24 protein-coding genes and 1 other RNA gene are annotated in these 26,613 nt (G+C 50.9%); 10 read left to right on the forward strand and 15 right to left on the reverse strand.

All coding sequences use genetic code 11. The features are described 5' to 3' along the window. Positions 1–7 precede the first annotated feature (7 nt). Together FEK46_RS01300 and yhaL are read left to right on the forward strand one after the other, a co-directional pair. Positions 8–709 carry a pirin family protein gene (locus FEK46_RS01300; RefSeq protein WP_130210374.1) on the forward strand — a complete coding sequence of 234 codons (702 nt, stop codon included), beginning with the start codon at positions 8–10 and terminating at the stop codon, positions 707–709. A 21-nt stretch (positions 710–730) separates the two neighbouring features. Next, positions 731–895 carry a protein YhaL gene (gene yhaL / locus FEK46_RS01305; RefSeq protein ID WP_130210466.1) on the forward strand — a complete coding sequence of 55 codons (165 nt, stop codon included), beginning with the start codon at positions 731–733 and terminating at the stop codon, positions 893–895. A 208-nt stretch (positions 896–1,103) separates the two neighbouring features. Here yhaL and cyuA read toward each other — a convergent pair whose 3' ends face one another. From cyuA to tdcA, 9 genes are all read right to left on the reverse strand, one after another. Then, positions 1,104–2,414 (reverse strand): cysteine desulfidase, encoded by a 1,311-nt coding sequence (gene cyuA / locus FEK46_RS01310; RefSeq protein WP_130210816.1) that lies wholly within the window; start codon positions 2,412–2,414, stop codon positions 1,104–1,106. Between the two features lie 27 nt (positions 2,415–2,441). After that, positions 2,442–3,773 carry an amino acid permease gene (locus FEK46_RS01315; protein ID WP_130210814.1) on the reverse strand — a complete coding sequence of 444 codons (1,332 nt, stop codon included), beginning with the start codon at positions 3,771–3,773 and terminating at the stop codon, positions 2,442–2,444. A gap of 279 nt (positions 3,774–4,052) precedes the next feature. After that, positions 4,053–5,417, reverse strand: coding sequence for an L-serine ammonia-lyase (gene tdcG / locus FEK46_RS01320; RefSeq protein WP_130210812.1), 1,365 nt, complete (start codon positions 5,415–5,417; stop codon positions 4,053–4,055). A 69-nt stretch (positions 5,418–5,486) separates the two neighbouring features. Continuing rightward, positions 5,487–5,876: an enamine/imine deaminase gene (locus FEK46_RS01325; protein ID WP_064529572.1), complete on the reverse strand. Its 390-nt coding sequence runs from the start codon at positions 5,874–5,876 to the stop codon at positions 5,487–5,489. Positions 5,877–5,889: 13 nt separating this feature from the next. Then, positions 5,890–8,184 (reverse strand): 2-ketobutyrate formate-lyase/pyruvate formate-lyase, encoded by a 2,295-nt coding sequence (tdcE, locus tag FEK46_RS01330; protein WP_130210810.1) that lies wholly within the window; start codon positions 8,182–8,184, stop codon positions 5,890–5,892. A gap of 33 nt (positions 8,185–8,217) precedes the next feature. Next, positions 8,218–9,426, reverse strand: a complete 1,209-nt coding sequence (tdcD, locus tag FEK46_RS01335; RefSeq protein WP_135559868.1) for a propionate kinase — start codon at positions 9,424–9,426, stop codon at positions 8,218–8,220. Positions 9,427–9,451: 25 nt separating this feature from the next. Beyond that, complete coding sequence (tdcC, locus tag FEK46_RS01340) at positions 9,452–10,783, reverse strand: threonine/serine transporter TdcC (RefSeq protein WP_135559869.1); 1,332 nt, start codon at positions 10,781–10,783, stop codon at positions 9,452–9,454. 21 nt (positions 10,784–10,804) lie between these two features. Beyond that, on the reverse strand, positions 10,805–11,794 hold the full coding sequence (gene tdcB, locus FEK46_RS01345; RefSeq protein WP_130210804.1) for a bifunctional threonine ammonia-lyase/L-serine ammonia-lyase TdcB: 990 nt from the start codon (positions 11,792–11,794) through the stop codon (positions 10,805–10,807). A 95-nt stretch (positions 11,795–11,889) separates the two neighbouring features. Beyond that, positions 11,890–12,828: a transcriptional regulator TdcA gene (gene tdcA / locus FEK46_RS01350; RefSeq protein ID WP_130210820.1), complete on the reverse strand. Its 939-nt coding sequence runs from the start codon at positions 12,826–12,828 to the stop codon at positions 11,890–11,892. A 313-nt stretch (positions 12,829–13,141) separates the two neighbouring features. Here tdcA and tdcR point away from each other — a divergent pair, with 313 nt between their 5' ends. Next, a complete protein-coding gene (gene tdcR, locus FEK46_RS01355; protein WP_214251106.1) occupies positions 13,142–13,372 on the forward strand; it encodes a transcriptional activator TdcR in 231 nt (76 codons plus the stop codon). 235 nt (positions 13,373–13,607) lie between these two features. Here tdcR and rnpB read toward each other — a convergent pair. From rnpB to garP, 5 genes are all read right to left on the reverse strand, one after another. Further along, positions 13,608–13,984: RNase P RNA component class A (gene rnpB, locus FEK46_RS01360), an RNA gene on the reverse strand. A 32-nt stretch (positions 13,985–14,016) separates the two neighbouring features. Further along, positions 14,017–15,162: a glycerate 2-kinase gene (gene garK / locus FEK46_RS01365; RefSeq protein WP_130204650.1), complete on the reverse strand. Its 1,146-nt coding sequence runs from the start codon at positions 15,160–15,162 to the stop codon at positions 14,017–14,019. Between the two features lie 96 nt (positions 15,163–15,258). Next, positions 15,259–16,149 carry a 2-hydroxy-3-oxopropionate reductase gene (gene garR / locus FEK46_RS01370; RefSeq protein ID WP_130260155.1) on the reverse strand — a complete coding sequence of 297 codons (891 nt, stop codon included), beginning with the start codon at positions 16,147–16,149 and terminating at the stop codon, positions 15,259–15,261. A 29-nt stretch (positions 16,150–16,178) separates the two neighbouring features. Beyond that, the gene (garL, locus tag FEK46_RS01375; protein WP_135559870.1) at positions 16,179–16,949 is read right to left on the reverse strand and encodes a 2-dehydro-3-deoxyglucarate aldolase; all 771 of its coding nucleotides are present in this window, start codon (positions 16,947–16,949) and stop codon (positions 16,179–16,181) included. A 15-nt stretch (positions 16,950–16,964) separates the two neighbouring features. After that, a complete protein-coding gene (gene garP, locus FEK46_RS01380) occupies positions 16,965–18,299 on the reverse strand; it encodes a galactarate/glucarate/glycerate transporter GarP (protein WP_064529564.1) in 1,335 nt (444 codons plus the stop codon). Between the two features lie 374 nt (positions 18,300–18,673). On the opposite strand from garP, the gene garD reads away from it, so the two are divergent. Then, on the forward strand, positions 18,674–20,245 hold the full coding sequence (gene garD / locus FEK46_RS01385; RefSeq protein ID WP_130204644.1) for a galactarate dehydratase: 1,572 nt from the start codon (positions 18,674–18,676) through the stop codon (positions 20,243–20,245). Between the two features lie 62 nt (positions 20,246–20,307). On the opposite strand, the gene agaR is transcribed toward garD, so the two are convergent. Next, the gene (gene agaR / locus FEK46_RS01390; protein ID WP_130260157.1) at positions 20,308–21,132 is read right to left on the reverse strand and encodes an aga operon transcriptional regulator AgaR; all 825 of its coding nucleotides are present in this window, start codon (positions 21,130–21,132) and stop codon (positions 20,308–20,310) included. A gap of 248 nt (positions 21,133–21,380) precedes the next feature. On the opposite strand from agaR, the gene kbaZ reads away from it, so the two are divergent. From kbaZ to nagA, 6 genes are read left to right on the forward strand one after another with little or no spacing between them, the layout of a single operon-like run. Continuing rightward, a complete protein-coding gene (gene kbaZ / locus FEK46_RS01395; protein ID WP_135559871.1) occupies positions 21,381–22,661 on the forward strand; it encodes a tagatose-bisphosphate aldolase subunit KbaZ in 1,281 nt (426 codons plus the stop codon). Between the two features lie 22 nt (positions 22,662–22,683). Beyond that, the gene (gene agaV, locus FEK46_RS01400) at positions 22,684–23,157 is read left to right on the forward strand and encodes a PTS N-acetylgalactosamine transporter subunit IIB (RefSeq protein WP_001295547.1); all 474 of its coding nucleotides are present in this window, start codon (positions 22,684–22,686) and stop codon (positions 23,155–23,157) included. Positions 23,158–23,167: 10 nt separating this feature from the next. After that, a complete protein-coding gene (agaW, locus tag FEK46_RS01405) occupies positions 23,168–23,947 on the forward strand; it encodes a PTS N-acetylgalactosamine transporter subunit IIC (protein WP_000406214.1) in 780 nt (259 codons plus the stop codon). Then, the gene (agaE, locus tag FEK46_RS01410; RefSeq protein ID WP_001295548.1) at positions 23,937–24,815 is read left to right on the forward strand and encodes a PTS N-acetylgalactosamine transporter subunit IID; all 879 of its coding nucleotides are present in this window, start codon (positions 23,937–23,939) and stop codon (positions 24,813–24,815) included. The genes agaW and agaE overlap by 11 nt, the downstream gene beginning before the upstream one ends. Before the next feature lie 17 nt (positions 24,816–24,832). Further along, a complete protein-coding gene (gene agaF / locus FEK46_RS01415; protein ID WP_135559872.1) occupies positions 24,833–25,267 on the forward strand; it encodes a PTS galactosamine/N-acetylgalactosamine transporter subunit IIA in 435 nt (144 codons plus the stop codon). Continuing rightward, positions 25,264–26,397 (forward strand): N-acetylglucosamine-6-phosphate deacetylase, encoded by a 1,134-nt coding sequence (gene nagA / locus FEK46_RS01420; protein WP_135559873.1) that lies wholly within the window; start codon positions 25,264–25,266, stop codon positions 26,395–26,397. The genes agaF and nagA overlap by 4 nt, the downstream gene beginning before the upstream one ends. Positions 26,398–26,613 lie beyond the last annotated feature (216 nt).

The raw sequence follows: 26,613 nt of genomic DNA on the forward strand, positions 1-26,613 counted from the left end.
AAGAATTATGATTACTACCCGAACTGCCAGGCAGTGTGGACAAGCAGACTACGGATGGTTGCAGGCCCGGTATACTTTTTCCTTTGGACACTACTTCGACCCTAAATTGTTAGGCTATGCCTCCCTGCGCGTGCTTAACCAGGAAGTGTTGGCCCCAGGAGCCGCCTTCCAGCCACGTACCTACCCAAAAGTTGATATTTTGAATGTGATTCTCGACGGAGAAGCAGAGTATCGGGACAGCGAAGGTAATCATGTTCAGGCCCACGCCGGTGAAGCCTTATTGCTTTCTACTCAGCCGGGCGTGAGTTATAGCGAACATAATATCAGCAAGGACAAACCGTTAACGCGAATGCAGCTCTGGCTGGATGCCTGCCCGCAACGGGAGAATCCGCTGATTCAAAAACTGGCGCTGAATATGGACAAGCAGCAATTAATCGCCTCGCCAGATGGCGCGAAAGGTAGCCTGCAACTGCGCCAGCAGGTGTGGCTGCATCATATTGTGCTCGCCGAGGGAGAAAGCGCGAACTTTCAACTGCACGGTCCGCGTGCTTATTTGCAATCGATCCACGGTCAATTTCATGCGATTACGCATCACGAAGAGAAAGCTGCGCTGACCTGCGGTGATGGCGCATTTATTCGTGACGAGGCTAACATTACACTCGTTGCTGATTCCCCGCTGCGCGCTTTGCTGATAGATTTACCTGTCTAGTTTTTTTACAGGGAGAAGATGATGAGTAAAAAATCGGCGAAGAAACGTCAGCCAGTAAAGTCCGTTGCAGCGAAAGAAACCACCCGCGCTACCAAAAGTTTTGGCTATGAAGAGATGTTGAGTGAGTTGGAGGCGATAGTAGCCGACGCCGAAATACGGTTAGCCGAGGATGAAGCTACCGCGTAAAAACAGGTTGCCGGATGCGGCGTAAACGCCTTATCCGGCCTACAAAACCAACAAATTGCACACCCCGTAAGCCGGATAAGATGCGCCAGCATCGCATCCGGCACCAGGTACAAAACCCAACAACATCAACAAATCGCACAATCCGTAGGCCGGATAAGATGCGTCAGCATCGCATCCGGCATCAGGTATGACCTCCGAAATCCGGTGCTTACCTGGCCTTACTGGCCATAATCTCGATAATCTGCCGATCCGTTTGCTGCATTGAATGGCTTGCCAGCGCACACAGGTTGGCGATTGACTGCTCAACATCATGCGCCACAATCCCTTCATTGCCAGTCACGGCGGTATCATCCAGCGCCATTAACACCGCTTTCCACGCCGCCGACGCACTGGTCGAAACCTTCATCGCGCAACTGTTCGACGCGCCATCGCAAATCATACCGCTAACATCACCGATCATGCTGCTGATTGCCATCGAGATGGTTTCATAACGCCCATCCACCAGCCATGCCATCCCAGCGGCGGCGCCCATTGCGGCGGTCGTTGCGGCACACAGCGCAGACAAACGCGGTAACTGGTTATGGATATAAATCGCGCTCAAATGCGAAAGCATCAGCGCGCGCGCCAGCCGTTCATCATCTGCCCCGAAGTGTTCCGCGACCACCACCACGGGCATTGTCGCGGTGATCCCCTGGTTGCCAGAACCGGAGTTACTCATTGCCGGAAGCGTTGCGCCACCCATACGCGCATCGGATGCCGCGCTGGTACGAATCACAATTGACGAGGAGAGATCTTTCGCCAGCAAACCGCGTGCACACTGTTTTTCCAGCGTCGCGCCAATATGCAGCCCCCAGTTCCCACTCAAACCTTCCTGCGATAACGCGCAGTTTAATTTCGCAGAATCGAGAATAAAGCGGATAGCCTCAAACGGCACTTCATTGACGAACTTCAGGATCTCGGCCAGCGTCGTTCTGGAGAGCACCGCCAGCGGCGACTCTTGCTCGCCCTCTGCCACACACGCCTGCTGGGTAAAAACCACGCCATTGTGCGTCTCGATATGCACAATGTTGGTATGTCCGCCGACGATGGTGACACAAGCCCACTGCTCGCCGTTCCAGACTTTGGCGCGTGAGAAGAGGATTTCATCGCAAGGTTCCTGGATCTTGACCGAGACTTTCCCCGCCGCCAGCAACGCTTTGGCATCAGCAATTGCCTGCGCCGTTGCGTCTTTCAGCACTTCCAGCCCGGCGTTGGCATTTCCACCTAACGCCCCCAGCGCCGCGGCAATCGGCAGCCCCACCATTCCCGTACCGGGAACGGTGACGCCCAGACCGTTCTTCATCAGATTTGGCGAAACCCAGGCTTCTACACGTTCAACCGGACCTTCCAGTTCTGCCGCAGCAACCGCCGCCGCCAGCGCCAGTGAGATCGGTTCAGTACATCCCAGCGCCGGTTTTACTTCCTCCTGAACTGCAAGGATGTAACGCTGCCATAACGGATTTAAAGTCGAATCAAACATAATAAAAACCTTAAAATTTCAGGTAAATCATGAAAATGCCAGGAACGGAGAAACGCAAAGCAACAAACCGGTGACGATAATCAGGTACAGAGAGGCACCTTTGTATTTGTGCAATGCCGGTACTTTGTAAACCAACCACGCCGGGATCAGGCACCCTACCATGCCGAAAATCGGGCTACAGATAGAGGTAAAGCTCAACACTGGCGCATTCAGTACGATGGCGCTCCAGGCCAGTAAAATGGCGAAAATCATGATGCCGCGCTGAACGAGATTTTCGTTAATCTTCTCAGCTGGCATCTTGCGGCGCAGGATGTTCATTACGATCCCTTGCGTTGCTTCGCGAAAGCCTAAATAGACGCCAAAGAACGCTGTCATTACGGCAAAGATATTGAGGATGACGCTGACCACTTTCACCCATGCTGCACCGTCGCCGCTAATAAACTGTGCGGCAATCGCCAGCGCGGAAATATTCTGCTCATAGGCTTTTACTGCTTCGTCATGTCCCATCGCCAGAGTGAACGACACTGCGTAGAAAAAGACGGTGACAAACAGGATCCCAAACGCAATGTTCATCGCCCGCAACGCTTTGTGTCGTGCTACTTCGATCGATTTTTCTCGCGAGCGATAGGAAATCACCATCGGGCTTAACGTCTGAATAAACAGAATCGAGGTTAAGGTAAACGGCAGTGTGATAATGGCGTTTTTCACCAGCAGCCCCAGCGGCGGCAGCGAACCTACGTTATACAGATGCCACATCCCGACCATCGATACACCCAGCGCCGCCACCACCAGCAGTTTGGTCAGCACCATGCCGGTCGAAATTTTGAATAACAGTTTCTCGCCGCGTGAAGAGATCGCTACCAGAATACAAATCAGTACCAGGCCATAAAACGGACTGTCAGACAGCAATCCTTCCGTCACGCCGAAAGTATGCAGATAGGAGGCGCTATCGTTAGTGATGGCGGTGGAGTAAACAAACATCCAAATAACCAGCATCACAAAGTAAAGTGCACCTAACAAAATGCCCCAGTTTTTACCCAAATAACCACTAATGACACTCGGGTAATCTTTACACTCTGGAGATTCCGCCAGCGTATTAATAAACAATCGCTGAAACAGATACATTGCCGGGTAGCCAATCACTGATGAGAGCAAAAATACCCACAATCCCATCAATCCGACCTGCACCGGGAGAAAAACTATCCCCGCGCCAATCGCCATCCCAATACTCATAATCACCCAACCGGTGTCGGTACTGTCGAATTTGATAGCTTCACGCCATTCACTTTCACTCATTCCAGCACGACCCGCCGGGGTCGAAGCGTCTGCAATGACGCCTTTATTCGTTGCAATTTCCATAAATTCTCGCTCAATATTTTGTAGGGCTTATTATTTTTTTCGAGCCGCATCAAGGCGATACGCGGTCTACGTTTTTTTTGCAGGCGAGTTATTAGAATGAAGAAATGATACGCGTGAGGTCAGAGAAAATCTTCACAATCAAGACTTTGAAATAGCAATTATGGATAATAATTTTCTATCAAATCAATCTTAGAGAAATAGTTATTCTCTATTTGCGGCAGATCACAATAAAAAAGGGTGCACATTTTGTGCACCCCCAGTATAAACGCAGATGAGATATCAGCCGCAGACCACTTTAATGGCCAGTCCTCCGCGTGAAGTTTCGCGGTATTTATCGTTCATATCTTTGCCGGTTTCGTACATCGTCTCGATAACTTTATCGAGAGAAACACGCGGTGCGGAAGTGCGTCCCATCGCCATCCGCGCGGCGTTCACGGCTTTAACAGCATTAATAGCATTGCGTTCAATACACGGAATTTGCACCTGCCCGGCAACCGGATCGCAGGTCAGTCCCAGGTTGTGTTCCATAGCGATTTCCGCCGCATTGCACACCTGCGCCGGGCTGCCGCCCAGCAGTTCGGTTAACCCTGCCGCCGCCATTGAACAGGCCACGCCAATTTCGCCCTGACAGCCCACTTCCGCCCCGGAAATGGAGGCATTCATTTTATACAGCGCACCGATAGCGCCTGCCGCCAGCAGAAAACGGGCAATAGAGCGCTCATTGAGCGGGCGGCGGAATTTATCGTAATAGGCCAGCACCGCAGGAATAATGCCGCAAGCGCCGTTAGTTGGCGCTGTCACAACACGCCCGCCAGCGGCATTTTCTTCGCTGACTGCCAGAGCAAACATATTGATCCAGTCGATCACGTTCATCGGATCGTTAGAGATATTGTCGCTGGAAACCAGCAAACGCCGCAGCGCCACCGCCCGACGTGGCACATTGAGCGGGCCTGGCAGCACACCTTCGGTATTCATACCGCGTTCAATACCGTCATGCATCACCTGCCAGATACGCGAAAAACCAGCATCAATTTCGGCTTTGCTACGTAGCGCCAACTCGTTTTGCAGCATCAAACCAGAAATAGATAACCCGTTGTAATCACACATTTTCAGCAGCTCACCTGCTGAATGGAAATCGTAAGGGACGAGCGTTTCAACATCCAGTGACAAGCCGAATTGTTCTTCTTCGACAATAAATCCGCCACCGACTGAATAATAGGTTTTGCTTAACAGTTCTTCCTGCTTTTTCCACGCGGTAATACGCATCCCATTCTCATGACGGGGCAGCGTTTCCGCATGGAAAATAATGTTCTTTGCCACTGGGAAATCAACGACATGTGCGCCCGCTGCCACCGGCAACCTTCCGTTGCGCGTCACTAATTCCATAAATGCAGGTATCTCATCAATAACAACGTCCTGCGGACTATTTCCTGCCAGTCCCATGATGATAGCGATATCCGTGGCGTGACCTTTGCCCGTCAGTGACAACGATCCATAAAGATCGACCACAATGTGGCTCGTCGCGGTTAATAAGCCGCTCTTCTCCAGTCGATCAATAAAACTTTTTCCGGCATTCATTGGCCCCACGGTATGAGAACTGGAGGGACCAATCCCAATTTTGAAAATATCGAATGCACTAATCATATCCACACCCTCGGATTGCCGTTCGTGAAGAGGAGCGGAGCGACCCTGCGATCGCCCCGCTCAGGAGCTTTATGCGTTGCGTACCGCGATAGCTTCAATTTCCAGCTTCACATCTTTCGGCAAACGCGCTACCTGCACGCAGCTGCGTGTCGGGTAGGTCGCCTGATGCTCGTCAAAAAACTGCTTGTAGACTTCATTGATGGTGCCAAAGTCATTAAGGTCGGTAATGAACACCGTCATCTTCACGATATCGCCAACGGTCAGCCCGGCAGCAACCACGATCGCTTTGACGTTTTCCAGACTTAAACGCGCCTGATCTTTCACGTCCGCAGGGATCTCCCCGGTCTGTGGGCAAACCGGAATTTGCCCGGAGGTGAATACCATACTGCCTAAATCAACGCCCTGAACATACGGGCCGATTGCGCCTGGCGCACGTTGCGTTTCGATAATCTTTTTCATACATCCTCCGGCATCAAAGCGCCTGGGTAAAGGTACGTGAAATCACATCCTGCTGCTGTTCACGGGTCAGTGCGTTGAAGCGCACGGCGTAGCCAGAGACACGGATTGTCAGGTTCGGGTATTTTTCCGGGTGCTCAATGGCATCCAGCAACATTTCCCGATTCATAACGTTGACGTTGAGGTGCTGACCACCTTCCACATCCGCTTCGTGGTGGAAATAACCATCCAGCAGGCCGACAAGGTTGGTTTTGCGTACCGGATCTTCTTTACCCAGCGCCGCAGGGACAATTGAGAAGGTGTACGAAATACCGTCTTTGGCGTAGGTGAACGGCAGCTTGGCAACGGAGGTCAGCGAAGCCACGGCCCCTTTGCGGTCACGACCGTGCATCGGGTTAGCACCTGGTGCGAACGGTGTACCGGCGCGACGACCATCCGGTGTGTTACCGGTTTTCTGGCCGTACACCACGTTAGAGGTGATGGTCAGAATCGACTGAGTTGGTACGGCGTTACGATAGGTTGGCAGGGCTTTAATTTTCTTCATAAAGCGTTCAACCAGGTCGCAAGCAATGCTGTCTACGCGCTCGTCGTTGTTGCCGTACTGCGGATATTCGCCGTCGATTTCAAAGTCCACCGCCAGGCCGTTTTCGTCACGAATCGGTTTCACGCGAGCATATTTAATTGCGGAAAGTGAATCCGTCGCCACCGACAGGCCCGCAATACCACATGCCATCGTGCGATAAACATCACGATCGTGCAGCGCCATCAGTGAGGCTTCGTAGCTGTACTTGTCATGCATGTAGTGGATGATGTTCAGCGCGCTGATGTACTGCACTGCCAGCCAGTCCATGAAATGGTCAAGGCTGTTCATGACTTTGTCGTAGTCCAGAACGTCGTCCATCAGTGGTGCTGTTTTCGGGCCGACCTGAATCTTCAGCTTCTCATCCACCCCGCCGTTAATTGCGTACAGCAGCGTTTTCGCCAGGTTAGCGCGTGCGCCGAAGAACTGCATCTGCTTACCAATCACCATCGGGCTGACGCAGCAGGCAATCGCGTAATCGTCGCTGTTGAAGTCAGTACGCATCAGATCGTCGTTTTCATACTGCAAAGAAGAAGTGACGATGGAGACTTGTGCCGCATATTTTTTGAAGGCAATCGGCAATGCTTCCGACCACAGAATGGTCAGGTTAGGTTCCGGTGCTGGCCCCATAGTGTGCAGTGTATGCAGGTAACGGAAGGAGTTTTTGGTCACCAGTGTGCGACCGTCCAGCCCCATCCCACCGATGACTTCCGTTGCCCAGATAGGGTCGCCGGAGAACAGCGAATCAAATTCCGGCGTACGCAGGAAGCGCACCATGCGGATCTTCATGATGAAGTGGTCGATCAATTCCTGCGCCTGCTGCTCGTTGAGCACACCGGCTTTGAAGTCACGTTCAATGTAGATATCGAGGAACGATGCAGTACGGCCCAGCGACATCGCGCCGCCGTTTTGCGATTTCACCGCCGCCAGGTAAGCGAAGTAGAGCCACTGCACCGCTTCCTGCGCATTTTGCGCTGGACGAGAGATGTCGAAGCCATATTTCGCCGCCATTTCCTGAATCTGCAGCAGCGCATGACGATGTTCTGCCAGCTCTTCACGCAGACGGATGGTGGCTTCCAGATCTTGCCCTTTTTCCAGACGAGACTGGAGATCGGCAAATTGCAGTTCGCGTTCACGGACCAGATAACTGATCCCGTACAACGCCACGCGGCGATAGTCACCGATAATACGTCCACGGCCATAACCGTCCGGCAGACCAGTCAATACGCCAGATTTACGGCAGCGCAGCATATCCGGTGAGTAAGCATCAAATACGCCCTGGTTATGGGTTTTACGCAGATCGGTAAACACGTATTCAAATTCGCTGTCCATTTCACGGCCATAGGCATGGAATGAACTTTTAATCATGTTGATGCCGCCAAACGGATGCAGCGCACGTTTCAGTGGCGCATCTGTTTGCAGGCCAACAATTTTTTCCAGCGGCTGGTTGATATAACCGGCATCATGGGCAGTAATGGTGGTGGCAATATTGGTATCGAAATCAACCGGCGCATGGGTCGCGTTTTCGATACGAATACCTTCCATCACCTTTTCCCACAATGCCGTGGTGGCTGGCGTCGCTTCAGCGAGGAAGGATTCATCCCCTTCATACGGTGTATAGTTATGTTGAATAAAATCGCGGACATTAATTTCGTTTTTCCAGTCCGTACCTTTAAAGCCAAGCCATGCGTCGGCGTACAGCTTATCGCTGGTATCAATATCTACCTTCATGAAAAATAATCTCTCTACAATACTTCAACTAAATTATGCAAATTCTGCGGGTGCTTTAACTTTGCCTAAATGAATTGCATCTAGCGCAATCATTTTTTCTTCATTAGTCGGAATAACGGCGCAAATTACGCGCGCATTTTCACTGGACACAATTCTTTCACCGTAAGCGTTAGAGCGATTATTCATTTCTGCATCAATCTCTACGCCTAATACAGTTAAATGTTCCATGACCAGACGACGAATTAAACTTGAATTCTCACCTATTCCGCCGGTGAATATAATTCCATCCAGGCGATGTAATGAGGCAGCGTGTCCGGCAATATGACGGGCAATTCGGTGAACAAACGTTTTAATTGCCAGTTGTGCACGTTCATGACCTTCATGCCAGGCTTTTTCCAGTACACGCAGGTCGGAAGAAAGACCGGAAATCCCCAATAATCCCGATTCTTTATTCACCACGCGTTCCAGATCGCTAAGACTCTGGTTGGTTTGACTGGCCACCCAGGACATCGCGCCGAAGTCGACATCGCCACTGCGCGTCCCCATCATCAGCCCTTCCAGCGGCGTCATACCCATTGAGGTATCCACACTCTGCCCGTTACGAACCGCGCAAATAGACGCGCCATTGCCAAGATGCGCCACCACCAGGCCGGAGTCTTCTTCCGCCAGATCCAGCAGAGAATGCGCACGCTGGGACACATAGCGGTGAGACGTGCCGTGGAAGCCATAGCGGCGCACACCCAGCTCTTCGTAATATTTCCACGGCAGGCCGTATAAAAACGCTTCCGGGGCCATTGTCTGGTGGAAGCTGGTATCAAATACCGCTACCTGAGTTACGCCAGGAAATAATTGCTGGGCCGATTCAATGCCACTTAAATTGGCGTAATTATGCAGCGGCGCCAGTGGAGAAACGCGACGGATATTATCAATGACTTCATCGGTAATAATGGCGGACTCGGTAAAAATACTGCCGCCGTGGGCGATGCGGTGGCCAATTAAGGCCACGCTGTCATTTAAATTCCGTTTTTTCAGTTCAAACGCAATTGCCTTCAATGCACCTTCGTAGCTGTGGTGAGCCAGCGGTGCTGGCTCTCCTCCATTTACGGATAAGAATGCATTTTCCGAATTAATACCGTCGGCAATACCTGACATTAATACATCACAGTTCGAGGCATCCAACACGGAAAACTTAATTGAAGACGAACCACAGTTAATAACCAAAACAACCGGAAATTCATTCATCTCTTTTCTCATCCTGAGTTACGGATTAAAACAGTTTGTATACGATGTTCAGGATGGTCAGCAGACCAATCACGGTAACAAACACGTTATCCAGACGACCACGGTATTTCGCCAGCGACGGCGCTTTACGGATGGCATACATCGGCAACAGGCACAGCAGTGAAGCGATAATCGGCGCGCCCATGGCTTCAATCAGGTCCAGAATGTTCGGGTTGGCGTAAGCAACTACCCAGGTGGAACCCATGATGAAGATCATGCTGATGGTGTTCAGTTTGCCGGAAGACACTTTCGTCTTATCGCCTTTGTAGCCGAACTTCAGTACCAGACCGTTCAGACCTTCCAGCGTTCCCAGATAGTGACCGAAGAAAGATTTGAAGATAGCAACCAGTGCGATAATAGAAGCGGCATATTCCAGTACGGTGGCGAACGTCGATTTCTCACCGGACATGGAAGCAAAGTGGTTAGCCAGATAAGAAAGCACCGGAATGTTCTGTGCTTTTGCTTCCGCCATGTTTGCCGGAGACAGCGTAAACAGGCAGCTGAAGGCAAAGAACATGACCACGGCAACCATCAGCATGCTGGCACGGGAGATGATCTGTGAGCATTTCTGCTCGGTGAAGTCGCGACCGAAGTCTTTCTCATACTCTTCACGCTTAGAAACCACGAAGGAAGAGACGATTGGCGAGAAGTTAAAGGAGAAGACCATGATGGAAATCCCCAGCCAGACGGTAATCAAGATACCGTCATGACCGGTTAACGTCAGCGCACTGAGGTCAACTTGATCAATAACAGCAGAGTTCCAGTAAGGGATCAGTGACAGAGAAATCAGTACCAGGCTGGCGATAAATGGCCATACCAGGTAACTCATCACTTTAACCATCAGATCCTTACCAAACCAAATGACGAACGCCATCAGCAGCAGCAGGAACAGCGCCACGAAGCCGCGGTTCAACGCCGCAAAGCCAAGCTGGTTTTCCCAGAACGTCATAAAGGTGTTGGTAATGGTTACGCCATAAATCCACAACAGTGGGCAAATCGCGAAGAAGTACAGGAACGTGATGACCACGCCACCCGTTTTACCAAAGTGCTCTTCCACCGTTTCCGTAATGTTGCCGGAAGGGTTAGAGCCTGAAAGACACAGACGCGCCAGCGCCCGGTGGCAATAAAACGCGATGGGGTGTGCCAATACCAACATCAGAAGAATCGGGATCAGTCCGCCAAAACCTGCGCGGATAGGGAAGAACAGCACGCCGGCACCAATAGCTGTGCCGAACAAACCCAACGTCCATGTGGTATCTGATTTACGCCAGGACGATTGTTTTGTCTGGCTGGATACAATGCTATCTGAAGTACTCATATCCTATCCTCAACGAGATGATTAAGCGTCAACGAAACCGGTAATTTGAGAGACGCGAGAAAGATCGATATTGCCGCCGGAAATAATGCTGACGGTTTTTCTGTTTTGAATATATTGGTCTAATTTACCGCTTAACAAAGCAGCACATGCCAGAGCGCCTGCGCCTTCGGTGACGACTTTATTGCGCTGAATTAAGGCAATCATACTGTTTCTGATTTCGTCTTCGCTGACCAGCACGATGTCATCGACTAATTCACGAACGATTTGGTAAGTTAAATTACCCGGGCGGGCGACATCACAACCATCCGCCAGGGTGCCGGTAGTTCGGTGCGTGGTTATTTCTCCCGAGTGGAAAGAAGCCGCCATGCCGTGAACGTTTTCTGATTGCACACCGATAACACGAATTGTCGGGTTAATAGATTTAATCGCTACCGCAATACCAGCAATTAAACCGCCACCGCCAATTGGCACAATCACATTATCGACATCATAGAGATCTTCCATAATTTCCAGGCCAATCGTTCCCTGACCGGCAATCACTTTCGGATCATCATAAGGTGGGATAAAAATACGGCCTTCCGTTTCGACAATTTCGCTAACTTTGGCGATGGTGTCGTTAAAGTTGTCGCCGTGCAGAACAACTTCAGCGGAGTAGTCACATGTCGCCGCGACCTTGGATTTTGGCGCGCCTTTCGGCATTACCACTTTCCCGTCGATGCCCAGCATTGCGCAGGAGAGCGAAACCCCTTGCGCATGGTTACCCGCAGAACAGGCCACCACACCTTTGCGTTTTTCAGCATCAGTTAAAGAGCTTAATTTATTAAATGCGCCACGAATTTTAAATGAACCAGTACGCTGCATATTTTCAAACTTAAGGAATATTTCACCTTTGCAACGTTCACTAAAATAATTGGATCGAGGCATGCCTGTTTTATAAATTCGCCCAGCCAATCGTTGTTTTGCTTCGATAATGTCATTAATAGCAACCGGGAGATCGTATGTAATATGCATGATAAACCTCTTAACCTGAATTAAATATGTAGGTAACCGTAACCGACACCCGAGAAAAGACAGGTGGATTATTTATGTTTGAGAAAAACAAATAACTAATCAGCTTCTATTAATTGTCTTCGTCTACACCCATTATAAGATGAATACTCTTTGGCTAGTTCAACCAAAACCGATGCTGCTTTTTTAATACGATAATTTTTTGACCATACCGCGGCATATCGCGCCACGGGCAACGTTTCTTCAACCGGAATAGTAATAAATTGATTAGAACCAAAAGGTGAAGTCATATCACAAGGAATAACGGTTAAGAAATCAGCATTGAGAACAAGATTATAAATTGTCACGACTGAGTCGGTTTTAACGATGTTTTCAATACTGATGCCATTTCTTTGTAACGTGGTGAGAAGTTCGCTGTAGTATCCCATATTAGTTTGCGGCAACACCCACTGTTCGTTTTTCAACGACTCCAGCGTGGTAGTGCCGGTGCATGTTCGGGACTTGCTGGCCACCAGCACAAACTCGGACTCGAACAGCGGCTCAACATGCAAATCCTGAAGCTTCATCTCTGCACTTAACGTACCAATCGCAAAATCGAGGCGTCCGTCGCGGATAGCAGGTAAGAACGAGGACAACTGTGCTTCATACATTGAGACTTGCGCTCTCGGGAACACCTCTTTGAATTTGTTGATCATCCCGGACATAAAGGTAAAGCCAATTAGCGAAGGAAAACCAAATGAGACTTCCACCACGGCTTCAGAGGACATACCGCTTATCTCATTAACCATATTTTTCATTTCGCGGGTAATGGATTCGGAACGTGAGAGCAACAATTGACCGGCTGGCGTCAGCGTTACACCGGTATTTTTCCGTACCACTAATTCCACGCCAAAATAATCTTCAATATCGTTAATGATTTTACTTACAGCAGGTTGAGTTAAACCTAATTCTTTTGCAGCCGAGCCAATAGAGCCACTTCTGATGACTTCCTGAAAGACTACCAGGTGCTGCGTTTTAGGAAGAAGAATAGTGCTCATATCGGCCTGCATTAATTACCTCATTGACGACATGAAGTGTATCAAAATGGAATGAATAGGATATGTGCGACCACTCACAAATTAACTTTCAATTGCTTTCCAGGCATCTACTTAAATCAATATAAATCTTTAATATCAATAAGTTAACATAATAAAACCCGCGTAAAGCCTGACTTTTATCAAAAAACAAAGGGGGGGATAACCATATTTTATGGCGATAACAACACGCTTTATATAACTTATTAAAAATGCCCTGCGACGATATTTCAAGCAAATATCGTGTATTTCTCAGTCGAATTTTAAGTTAAATTTAATGAGCAAGTTATCAAATTTTATTATAAACAAATCATATTTACAGGTAAATAATGCGCCGCGTCACATTTTTTCGCGGAATTTGTTGGTCACAAAACATTTATTTTATCAATATTTTAAAAAGTCGAATACAGATATTGATCATCTCGAACAATTGATTAACGTCAATTTTTACCATCATAGCAGGATGTCATTTTGTGAATGCAATCGTTTTCCATGGTTTCTGCTGTAATCATAATGCACGGATAGCATTTTGTGTTGATGATCACAAAACTAATAATTCATATTTGCAGGTAAGTAATCTCGGGAGACAAAAAGGGTGACGAAAAAAGAGTATTTATACTGAAAAAAAGAAACTGACCGATAAGCCGCTTTCTTTTGGGTATAGCGTCGTGGACAGTCATTCATCTTACTGCCGCGCAAAAGCAAAAACCCGCCAGTTTGCACTGGCGGGTTTTCGTTAAAATAGGTGAAACTGACCGATAAGCCGGGTTCTGTCGTGGACAGTCATTCATCTAGGCCAGCAATCGCTCACTGGCTCAAGCAGCCTACCCGGGTTCAGTACGGGCCGTACCTTATGAACCCCTATTTGGCCTTGCTCCGGGTGGAGTTTACCGTGCCACGGACTGTTACCAGCCGCGCGGTGCGCTCTTACCGCACCCTTTCACCCTTACCTGATCCCACTCGCGTGGGCCATCGGCGGTTTGCTCTCTGTTGCACTGGTCGTGGGTTTCCCCCCCAGGCGTTACCTGGCACCCTGCCCTATGGAGCCCGGACTTTCCTCCCCTCCGCCCGTCTCCCCCGAAGAGGACGACGACGAAGCGGCGACTGTCTGGTCAGCTTCGGCGCGCAGTATAGAGGGTTTACACGCCCTTGTCACCCCGCGTTGCGCATTCCAATCGCCAGTGTTGCAGCAATATTGCGCGAAGCTCGGTAAATATTGTCATAAGCCCCGCTGAAAGCTTCATCCAGCGTAACAATACTGTTTAACACGCTGAATACAGCATCGATACCATGCTGGTGCACAACGCCAACATCCTTCGTAAGACTACCCGCAATACCAATTACCGGTTTATTGTATTTCTTCGCCACATTAGCCACCCCAATCGGTACTTTGCCATGGATGCTCTGGCTATCAATGCGCCCTTCTCCGGTGATAACCAGCGTGCAATCATGAATATGTTCTTCCAGATTGAGCGCCGTCGTCACAATCTCAATGCCGCTCTTTAGCTCTGCGCCAAGAAAAGCCATCAACGCCGCGCCCATTCCGCCCGCCGCACCTGCACCGGGGACGTCTTTCACATCAACATGCAGCGATTTTTTGATGACATCAGCATAGTGAGAGAGATTCTTGTCCAGCTCGACAATCGTGGCTTCATTCGCCCCTTTTTGCGGGCCAAAGATCCGCGAAGCGCCACTGTCGCCCACCAGCGGATTGGTGACATCACAGGCGACGCGAATCGTACAATTCTTTAAACGTGGATCGAGGCCACTGATATCAATGGTATTCAGAGTATTAAGACTGCCGCCGCCAAAGCCGATTTCATTGCCATTGGCATCGCTTAACTTCGCTCCCAGCGCCTGCATCATCCCTGCACCGCCATCGTTGGTGGCGCTACCGCCAATACCGATAATGATGCTTGTTGCACCGCTCTCCAGCGCCTGCAGGATTAACTCCCCTGTGCCGCGTGAAGTGGTTACCAGCGGATCACGCTTTTCCGATGGCACCAGCGCCAGCCCACTGGCCGCAGCCATTTCGATAAACGCGGTTTTGCCGTCGCCGGAGATCCCCCAACTGGCATTCACTTTCTCGCCCAGCGGCCCTGTAACCCAGGCGTGACGTTCAGCCCCCTGGGTGGCAGCAATCATCGCTTCCACCGTTCCTTCGCCACCGTCGGCAACAGGAACAGAAACGTACTGTGCATCAGGAAAAATTTCCCGAAATCCTTTTTCTATCGCCTGCGCAACCTCGCTGGCTGATAAACTTTCTTTATAAGAGTCTGGGGCGATTACGATTTTCATACCTTTGCCTGTTACCACATGACGCCGGGGGGCGTTTCTCTTATTCGGCCTGGATTCCAGGCCCGGATAGCAATAAGCCATCCGGGCACGACGTCATTAGCGAGTAACTTCGACTTTCGCCAGTTTTTCGTAGTAGCACGCAAGGGCGCTATGGTCTGCTGTTCCCAGACCATCGGCACGCAGCGCTTGCATCATCTCCATAACCGCAGCCGTCAGCGGCAGTTGCGCGCCAACGCCGTGGGAGGTATCCAGCGCATTCGCCAGATCCTTAATATGCAGATCAATACGGAAACCTGGCTTGAAGTTACGGTCCATCACCATTGGCGCTTTCGCATCCAGCACGGTACTGCCCGCCAGTCCACCACGAATTGCCTGATAAACCAGATCCGGGTTAACGCCTGCTTTGGTTGCCAGCGTCAACGCTTCTGACATCGCGGCAATATTCAGCGCCACAATGACCTGGTTGGCCAGTTTGGTGACGTTGCCTGCACCGATTTCCCCGGTATGTACCACAGACCCCGCCATCGCTTTCATTAAGTCATAGTATTTGTCGAAAATAGCCTTATCGCCACCCACCATCACTGACAGAGTGCCATCAATCGCTTTCGGCTCACCACCGCTAACCGGAGCATCCAGCATATCAATGCCTTTCGCTTTCAGCGCTTCGCTGATTTCACGGCTTGCCAACGGTGCGATAGAACTCATGTCGATCAATACCGTGCCGGGTTTCGCGCCTTCAATAATGCCATTTTCACCCAGCGCCACTTCTTTCACATGAGGAGAGTTTGGCAGCATGGTAATGATGACGTCGCACTGTTCAGCGATCGCTTTAGCCGTAGAAGCTGTTTCTGCACCTGCAGCTATCACTTCTGCGATAACTTCAGGGTTACGGTCAGAAACCACCAGCGAGTAACCTGCTTTCAGAAGGTTTTTACTCATTGGTTTACCCATAATACCCAGGCCAATAAAACCAACTTTCATAGTCATATCAATCATCTCTCTTGTTGCAGTGGTGGTTATTTTTTAAAGGTATCAGCCAGTTTCTGGGTGGCAGAGCGGAACACGCCGAGATCGCTACCAACAGCCACAAACGTCGCGCCCCATTCCAGATAACGACGCGCATCGGCTTCGACCGGTGCGAGGATACCGCTGGGTTTGCCGTGCGCTCTGGCACGGTTAAAAATATGTTGAATCGCTTTTTGTACATCCGGGTGTGATGCATTGCCGAGATGGCCTAATGCCGCAGCCAGATCGCTGGGACCGACGAAGATGCCGTCTACACCTTCGGTAGCGGCGATGGCATCGACGTTATCTACGCCTTGCTGACTTTCAATCTGGACCAGAATGGTGATGTTCTTGTTCGACTGAGCGAAATAATCCGCCACGGTGCCAAACATATTGGCACGGTGAGAAACGGAGACGCCGCGAATACCTTCTGGTGGATAACGAGTAGATGCCACTGCTTGTACCGCTTCCTCTACTGTTTCGACAAATGGAATCAGGAAGTTATAGAAACCGATATCCAGAAGACGCTTAATAATTACCGGTTCGTTGGTCGGCACCCGCACCACTGGCGCGCTGGGGCTACCTTTCAGGGCCATCAGCTGGGGAATAAATGTGGAGATATCGTTTGGCGCATGTTCGCCATCCAGCACCAGCCAGTCAAAGCCAGCCAAACCAAGAACTTCAGTGCTTATCGGGTTAGAGAGAGCTGACCAGCAACCAATTTGTATCTGTTTCGCGGCCAATGCGGCTTTGAATTTATTGGGAAAAATATCGTTATTCATCGCTTATACCTTTGCTTATTTCTGCAATTCCATACGTTTAATGTCGCCAACCACGAAGAGGTAGCAGACCATCGCCATCAGCGCCGAACATCCCACGAAGACCAGTGCCGCATTGAAGGAGTGCAGTTCACTTACCAGGTAACCAATCACCAGTGGAGTGACAATGGAGGCAACATTGCCAAAGACGTTAAATACGCCGCCACAGAGGCCAACAATCTCTTTCGGCGCGGTGTCAGAAATCACCGGCCAGCCCAGCGCACCAAATCCTTTGCCAAAGAAGGCCAGCGCCATCAGCATGACCACCAGCGTGGTGTTGTTGGTGTAGTTACATAAGATGATGGTGGAAGCCAGCAACATTCCCAGTACAATCGGTAGCTTACGAGCCAGGGTCAGTGACAAACCGCGTTTGATCAGATAATCCGAGAAGACACCACCGAGCACACCGCCAGCAAAACCACACAGTGCCGGAATCGAGGCGACCAGGCCTACCTTCAGAATCGACATGCCTTTTTCCTGCACCAGATAAATCGGGAACCAGGTAAGGAAGAACCAGGTGATGGTGTTGATAAAATATTGTCCGAAAAATACACCCAGCATCATGCGGCTGGAGAGCAATTGCTTGATGTAATGCAGTTTGGGACCGCTTGCCACCGCACTGCCCGGCTTTTTGTGGTCCATATCAACCACCGCGCCATTTTCAGAGATAAACTTCAACTCTTCCGCGGACATGCGTGGGTGATCTGTCGGGTTATGAATCAACTTGATCCACAGCGCCGTCAGCACAAAACCAATCACTCCCATAACGGTAAAGACGTGCTCCCAGCCCCAGGCAAAAGTCAGCCAGCCAAGCAGCGGTGAGAAGAGCGCCAGCGAGAAATATTGCGCCGAGTTAAAGATGGCGGAAGCAGTACCACGTTCTTTCGTCGGGAACCAGGCCGCGACAATACGGGCGTTCGCCGGGAATGACGGCGCTTCCGAAAACCCCAGCATAAAGCGCATAAAGAACATGGAGATCCCAGCCCAGGCCAGCGGAAACATATCGACAAAGCCTTGCAGGAAGGTGAACAGCGACCAGAAAAAGAGGCTGTAAGTGTAAACTTTCTTCGAGCCAAACTTATCAAGCAGCCAGCCGCCGGGGATTTGCATCAGCAAGTAGGCCCAGCCAAAAGCGGAGAAGATGTAACCCATCGAAACCGCACTTAACTGCAACTCTTTTGCTACTTCGGTACCAGCAATAGACAGCGTTGCACGATCGGCGTAGTTAACGGCGGTAACAATAAAAATAATCAGTAATATTAAATAGCGGGTATGCACGCCTTTCTTTTTTTCGTCAACGGTGTCCAGAATCATTTTATTTACCTCGGGTACTTATGCTGATTTTTATTATTATGGGGAAGATGTTATTTATGAGTTTCATTTATGCCGTAATGACAATGAACTCGGGAATCAGTATAAGCAGCGCGAGAATAATAATCATTGTGCAAATGCTAATTTAATTAATACGATTTAAATATTATTTTGAGCATATGCACATAAGGTTGCGCGCTAAAGCACAGATTTATGCATTGCCTTACCGGGCGGTACTGCAATCCCTGAAATGATTGACATTGATCACATTTCTGCGTTTAAACTCCTGACATTCTTATTTCACCCAATGAAGTCATTTATTTTTAAATGAGACCAGGTCCTCATTTTAATAGTCCCTGGCTGGAGAATATTGCACAATGGCCAACATCGAAATCAGACAAGAAACGCCAACTGCGTTTTATATAAAAGTTCACGACACAGATAATGTGGCAATTATTGTTAATGATAATGGCCTGAAAGCAGGAACGCGTTTTCCGGACGGACTGGAATTAATTGAACATATTCCTCAGGGGCATAAAGTCGCATTGCTGGACATTCCAGCTAATGGAGAAATTATTCGTTATGGCGAAGTGATTGGTTACGCCGTGCGCGCAATCCCACGCGGAAGCTGGATCGACGAATCAATGGTAGTACTACCGGAAGCGCCACCGTTACATACGCTACCACTGGCAACCAAAGTCCCGGAACCCTTACCGCCGCTGGAAGGTTATACCTTTGAAGGCTATCGCAATGCTGATGGTAGCGTGGGAACCAAAAACCTGCTCGGCATTACCACCAGCGTCCACTGTGTGGCAGGCGTGGTGGATTACGTAGTAAAAATCATTGAGCGCGATCTGCTGCCAAAATATCCGAACGTCGATGGCGTAGTGGGACTGAATCACCTGTACGGTTGTGGCGTGGCGATTAATGCTCCGGCGGCTGTAGTGCCAATACGTACCATTCACAATATTTCGCTCAATCCAAATTTTGGCGGCGAGGTGATGGTGATTGGCTTGGGATGCGAGAAATTGCAACCAGAGCGCCTGCTGGTCGGCACGGATGATGTGCAGGCTATTCCAGTAGAAAGCGCCAGCATTGTCAGCTTGCAGGATGAAAAGCATGTCGGCTTTCAATCAATGGTCGAGGATATTTTGCAGGTCGCTGAACGCCATCTACAAAAACTGAATCAACGTCAGCGAGAAACCTGTCCTGCTTCGGAACTGGTTGTCGGCATGCAATGCGGCGGCAGCGATGCATTTTCTGGCGTAACGGCAAACCCGGCGGTTGGATATGCGTCTGATTTACTGGTGCGCTGCGGTGCAACGGTGATGTTTTCAGAAGTAACGGAAGTGCGTGACGCGATTCATCTACTGACACCGCGCGCCATTAACGAAGAGGTCGGCAAACGGCTGCTGGAAGAGATGGAGTGGTACGATAACTATCTCAATATGGGAAAAACCGACCGCAGCGCCAACCCTTCGCCGGGCAACAAGAAAGGCGGTCTGGCAAACGTGGTAGAGAAGGCACTCGGCTCCATTGCTAAATCGGGTAAAAGCGCAATTGTTGAAGTGCTGTCGCCCGGTCAACGCCCGACTAAACGCGGATTAATTTACGCCGCGACGCCAGCCAGCGATTTTGTTTGTGGCACGCAACAGGTGGCTTCGGGTATTACCGTGCAAGTGTTTACGACCGGTCGCGGCACGCCGTATGGCCTGATGGCGGTACCCGTCATTAAAATGGCGACCCGCACCGAGCTGGCAAACCGTTGGTTTGACTTAATGGATATCAACGCAGGCACCATCGCTACCGGCGAAGAAACCATAGAAGAAGTGGGCTGGAAGCTGTTCCACTTTATTCTCGACGTCGCCAGCGGGAAGAAGAAAACCTTCTCGGATCAATGGGGACTGCATAACCAGCTGGCGGTGTTTAACCCGGCACCGGTGACCTGATATACTCATCATACTTCAAGTTGTATTATGCCCGATATCGCTTGTTTATCGGGCATAGTGAGTCACAGCGAAGACGCGTACTCCCCGACCAGAATCACTTCAACCCCTGCCTTTCGCAGCCCTTCCAGGCTATCTGCAGGAATGCCTTTATCGACAATGATCATGTCGATCCGCTGGGTATCGATGATCTTATGTAGGCTGGAGCGGTTGAACTTACTGGAATCGGTGACTACGATGATCCGTTCCGCAACTTCGCACATCCGACGGTTTAAACGAGCTTCATCTTCATTATGCGTGCTGACGCCACGCTCCAGATCAATAGCATCTACGCCAAGAAACAGCATATCGAAGTGGTAATTTTGCAGCGATTGTTCAGCCTGATCGCCGTAAAAAGATTGCGACTGACGGCGCAAATGCCCGCCGGTCATCAGCAGCTCAACGCCTTCCGCTTCCAGCAAAGCATTAGCCACGTTCATACCGTTGGTCATCGCAATTACGTCAGTGTGCTTGCGCATCAGACGAGCAATCTCAAAAGTGGTGGTCCCGGAATCGAGGATCACCCGATGACCTGGCTGAATCAACTCAACGGCAGCTTTCGCAACGCTGCGTTTCATCGCCGTGTTGAGCGCACTTTTATCTTCCACTGATGGCTCGACTGACGGCGTCGTGCTATCGCAGATCAACGCGCCCCCATAGGCCCGCACAGCGATCCCCTGCTTTTCCAGAAACGCCAGATCGTTACGGATCGTCACAGTAGATACACCATACAATGCCGATAGATCATTAACTTGCACACTTCCTTGCTGGCGCAGGCGTTGAATGATCTGCTCTCGTCGCTCACTGGTGCCAGTCACTCGCTTCTCGCCTGAAGCGTCGGTATTACTCATAGTAAGTCCTTTCGTAAAACTTTCGTTTCATTTCGTTTTGCCTATTAACGCCTTTCTATTAAGCAATTGCAAGCCCACCTTGCCCATTGACGCAAGCTACGCTTGTTTCAGTGGCTTTCATTATGTTTCTTTTGTGAATCAGATCAGAAAACTATTATCTTTCGTTTTATTTTTATCTCACCATGTCGCAGTATCAATTGAAACAAAACGAAAGATTAAAGTTGCAGTAATCTGAACTGGAGAGGAAAGTGAAACATCTGACAGAAATGGTGAGACAGCATAAAGAGGGCAAAACAAATGGGATTTATGCCGTTTGTTCCGCACATCCGCTGGTGCTGGAAGCTGCAATCCGCTACGCCTGTGCAAACCAAACGCCGCTACTGATTGAAGCGACGTCCAATCAGGTGGACCAGTTCGGCGGTTATACCGGAATGACGCCCGCCGATTTTCGCGGCTTTGTTTGCCAGCTTGCTGACTCGCTGAATTTCCCACAGGACGCGTTGATTCTGGGTGGCGACCATCTGGGGCCAAACCGCTGGCAAAACCTGCCTGCCGCTAAGGCGATGGCCAATGCCGATGATTTGATTAAAAGCTACGTCGCGGCAGGATTCAAAAAAATTCACCTTGATTGCAGCATGTCCTGTCAGGACGATCCGGTTCCCTTAACCGATGGCATCGTTGCCGAACGCGCCGCTCGTCTGGCGAAAGTGGCGGAAGAAACCTGCCGTGAACATTTTGGCGAGGCCGATCTGGTGTATGTCATTGGCACCGAAGTTCCGGTGCCTGGCGGCGCACATGAAACCTTAAGCGAACTGGCTGTCACCACACCGGATGCCGCCCGCGCCACGCTGGAAGCCCATCGTCACGCTTTTGAAAAGCAAGGTCTGAATGCCATCTGGCCGCGCATCATCGCGCTGGTAGTTCAGCCTGGCGTCGAATTCGATCACACCAACGTTATTGATTATCAGCCCGCCAAAGCGGCTGCCTTAAGCCAGATGATCGAAAACTACGAAACGCTGATTTTCGAAGCTCACTCTACGGATTATCAAACGCCGCAATCGTTACGTCAGTTGGTTATTGACCATTTTGCCATTCTGAAAGTTGGCCCGGCGCTGACCTTCGCCCTGCGTGAAGCTCTGTTCTCTCTGGCGGCGCTTGAAGAAGAACTGGTGCCAGCGAAAGCCTGTTCCGGTCTGCGTCAGGTACTGGAAAACGTGATGCTCGACCGCCCGGAATACTGGCAAAGCCACTACCACGGTGACGGCAACGCGCGTCGTCTGGCGCGTGGTTATAGCTACTCGGATCGCGTGCGCTATTACTGGCCGGACAGCCAGATTGATGACGCTTTCGCTCATCTGGTTCGTAATCTGGCGGATTCACCAATTCCGCTGCCGCTGATCAGCCAGTATCTGCCGCTGCAGTACGTGAAAGTTCGCTCCGGCGAGCTGCAGCCAACGCCACGGGAACTCATTATCAACCATATTCAGGACATCCTGGCGCAGTACCACACAGCCTGTGAAGGCCAATAAGCAAAACAAAGAGGAACACGCTATGCCAAATATTGTTTTAAGCCGGATTGATGAACGCTTGATTCACGGTCAGGTCGGCGTTCAGTGGGTCGGATTTGCGGGGGCAAATCTGGTGCTGGTAGCCAACGATGAGGTTGCCGAAGATCCGGTACAACAAAACCTGATGGAAATGGTACTGGCAGAAGGGATAGCCGTACGTTTCTGGACGCTGCAAAAAGTTATCGACAACATTCATCGCGCCGCCGATCGACAGAAAATCCTGCTGGTTTGTAAAACACCCGCCGATTTCCTGACGCTGGTGAAAGGAGGCGTTCCGGTGAATCGCATTAACGTTGGCAATATGCACTACGCCAATGGCAAGCAACAAATCGCCAAAACGGTTTCTGTGGATGCGGGCGATATCGCAGCATTTAACGACCTGAAAGCCGCTGGGGTGGAATGCTTCGTTCAGGGCGTCCCGACAGAGCCTGCTGTGGACCTCTTTAAATTACTTTGAGGGATTCATCATGGAAATCAGTCTGTTGCAGGCATTCGCGTTGGGCATTATCGCCTTTATCGCTGGCCTGGATATGTTTAACGGCTTAACCCATATGCACCGCCCGGTGGTCCTCGGCCCGTTGGTCGGGCTGGTACTTGGCGATCTGCATACCGGTATTTTAACCGGCGGTACGCTGGAACTGGTGTGGATGGGGCTGGCCCCTCTGGCGGGCGCACAGCCGCCTAACGTGATTATCGGTACTATCGTCGGCACGGCGTTTGCCATAACCACCGGCGTGAAACCCGATGTCGCGGTCGGCGTAGCCGTACCTTTCGCGGTTGCGGTACAGATGGGGATTACCTTCCTGTTCTCGGTGATGTCTGGCGTGATGTCCCGCTGCGACCGAATGGCGGAGAACGCCGATACACGCGGCATTGAGCGTGTGAACTATCTGGCGCTGCTGGCACTCGGCACTTTCTATTTTCTCTGCGCTTTCCTGCCTATCTACTTCGGCGCGGAACATGCAAAAACCATCATTGATGTCCTGCCGCAACGATTAATCGACGGCCTCGGCGTCGCGGGCGGCATCATGCCAGCAATCGGTTTTGCCGTGCTGCTGAAAATCATGATGAAAAACGTCTACATCCCCTACTTCATCCTGGGCTTTGTTGCCGCTGCCTGGCTCAAGTTACCGGTGCTGGCTATTGCTGCCGCTGCGCTGGCGATGGCGCTGATCGACCTGCTGCGTAAATCTCCTGAACCGACTCAACCTGCGGCACAGAAAGAGGAATTTGAAGATGGCATCTAATCAAACTACCCTGCCGAACGTCAGCGAAAATGAAGAAACATTGCTGACTGGCGTCAATGAAAACGTGTATGAAGACCAGAGCATTGGCGCGGAGCTGACGAAAAAAGATATCAACCGCGTCGCCTGGCGTTCCATGCTGTTACAGGCTTCTTTTAACTACGAACGTATGCAGGCTTCCGGTTGGCTGTACGGTCTGCTGCCAGCACTGAAAAAGATCCACACTAATAAACGCGACCTGGCGCGCGCCATGAAGGGGCATATGGGTTTCTTCAATACCCATCCGTTTCTGGTGACGTTTGTTATCGGCATTATCCTTGCGATGGAGCGTTCTAAGCAGGACGTTAACAGTATTCAGAGCACCAAAATTGCCGTCGGTGCGCCACTTGGCGGGATTGGCGATGCGATGTTCTGGCTAACGCTACTGCCAATTTGTGGCGGGATTGGTGCCAGTCTGGCGTTGCAAGGTTCCATCCTCGGCGCTGTGGTATTTATTGTGCTGTTCAACGTGGTACATCTGGGACTGCGTTTTGGTCTGGCGCATTATGCTTACCGTATGGGCGTGGCGGCGATTCCACTCATTAAAGCGAATACCAAAAAAGTCGGCCATGCTGCGTCTATCGTTGGGATGACGGTAATCGGCGCGCTGGTGGCAACCTATGTTCGCTTAAGCACCACGCTGGAAATCACGGCGGGCGACGCAGTGGTTAAGTTACAGGCTGATGTTATCGACAAACTGATGCCTGCCTTCTTACCGCTGGTCTACACCCTGACCATGTTCTGGCTGGTACGCCGCGGCTGGAGTCCGCTGCGCCTGATTGCAGTTACCGTGGTTCTCGGCATCGTCGGTAAATTCTGCCATTTCCTTTAAATACAATGAGGTATTAGATGTTAAGTATTATTTTGACAGGGCATGGCGGGTTTGCCAGCGGCATGGAAAAAGCAATGAAGCAAATCCTCGGTGAGCAATCGCAGTTTATCGCCATCGATTTTCCCGAAACCTCAAACACCGCGCTGCTTACATCGCAGCTTGAAGAAGCCATCGCCCAACTGGATTGTGAAGACGGTATTGTTTTCCTGACGGATTTGCTGGGCGGCACGCCGTTTCGCGTAGCTTCAACGCTGGCGATGCAAAAACCGGGCTGTGAAGTGATCACCGGCACCAATTTACAACTGCTACTGGAGATGGTGCTGGAGCGCGAAGGGTTAAGTAGTGAAGAGTTCCGTGTGCAGGCGCTGGAGTGCGGACACCGTGGGCTGACCAGTCTGGTGGACGAACTTGGTCGCTGCCATGAAGAATGTCCGGTCGAGGAAGGAATATGACACAAGTTCTGCGCGCCAGAAGGCTGCTGACAGAAGAGGGCTGGCTTGATGATCATCAGCTGCGTATTGCTGACGGTGTGATCGCGGCAATCGAACCGATTCCACCAGGCGTGACTGAACGCAATGCGGAACTGCTCTGCCCCGCTTACATCGACACCCATGTGCACGGCGGCGCGGGCGTTGATGTGATGGATGACGCACCGGATGCGCTCGACAAGCTGGCAATGCACAAAGCGCGCGAAGGTGTCGGCAGTTGGTTGCCGACTACCGTAACCGCGCCGCTTAATGCCATTCATGCGACGCTGGCGCGTATTGCTCAACGTTGCCAACGCGGCGGACCTGGTGCGCAAGTGCTGGGAAGTTATCTCGAAGGACCGTACTTCACGCCGCAGAATAAAGGCGCACATCCGCCGGAGCTGTTCCGCGAGCTGGAAATTACCGAGCTGGATCAATTGATTGCCGTTTCTCAGCACACTTTGCGCGTGGTGGCGCTGGCACCGGAAAAAGCGGGCGCGTTACAAGCCATTCGTCATCTTAAACAGCAAAACGTACGGGTAATGCTGGGGCATAGCGCAGCAACCTGGCAACAAACCTGCGCTGCGTTTGATGCTGGCGCAGACGGCCTGGTACATTGCTATAACGGGATGACGGGTTTACATCACCGCGAACCGGGAATGGTTGGCGCGGGATTAACAGACAAGCGCGCCTGGCTGGAACTGATAGCCGATGGGCATCATGTACATCCGGCGGCGATGTCGCTGTGTTGTTGCTGTGCGAAAGAGAGAATCGTGCTGATCACCGACGCGATGCAGGCAGCCGGGATGCCGGATGGTCGCTATACGTTATGTGGTGAAGAAGTGCAGATGCACGGTGGCGTTGTCCGTACCGCGTCCGGTGGGCTGGCGGGCAGTACGCTGTCTGTCGATGCGGCAGTGCGCAATATGGTCGAGTTGACGGGCGTAACGCCTGCGGAAGCCATCCATATGGCGTCGCTGCATCCGGCGCGAATGCTGGGTGTTGATGGTGTTCTGGGATCGCTTAAACCGGGCAAACGCGCCAGCGTCGTTGCGCTGGATAGCGGGCTGCATGTGCAACAAATCTGGATTCAGGATCAATTAGCTTCGTTTTAATTGTTTGCTCCGTTATTGAGCCTTCACTTCCCCCGTAAGGCCTTTCTTTTTCTTTCGTTTTAATCTGTGTAGCAGTGTCGGATGCGACGCTAACGCGTCTTATCCGACCTACGGCAGTGATTGCCAGGCCGAATAAGGCGTTAACGCCGCATGCGGAAATCCCTTTTGCTTCCCTTATCTTTTCTTTCAACGATCACAGATTTCGTTTTATTTCCT

The sequence above is a fragment of the Escherichia sp. E4736 genome, assembly GCF_005781225.1.
Classification (GTDB): domain Bacteria; phylum Pseudomonadota; class Gammaproteobacteria; order Enterobacterales; family Enterobacteriaceae; genus Escherichia.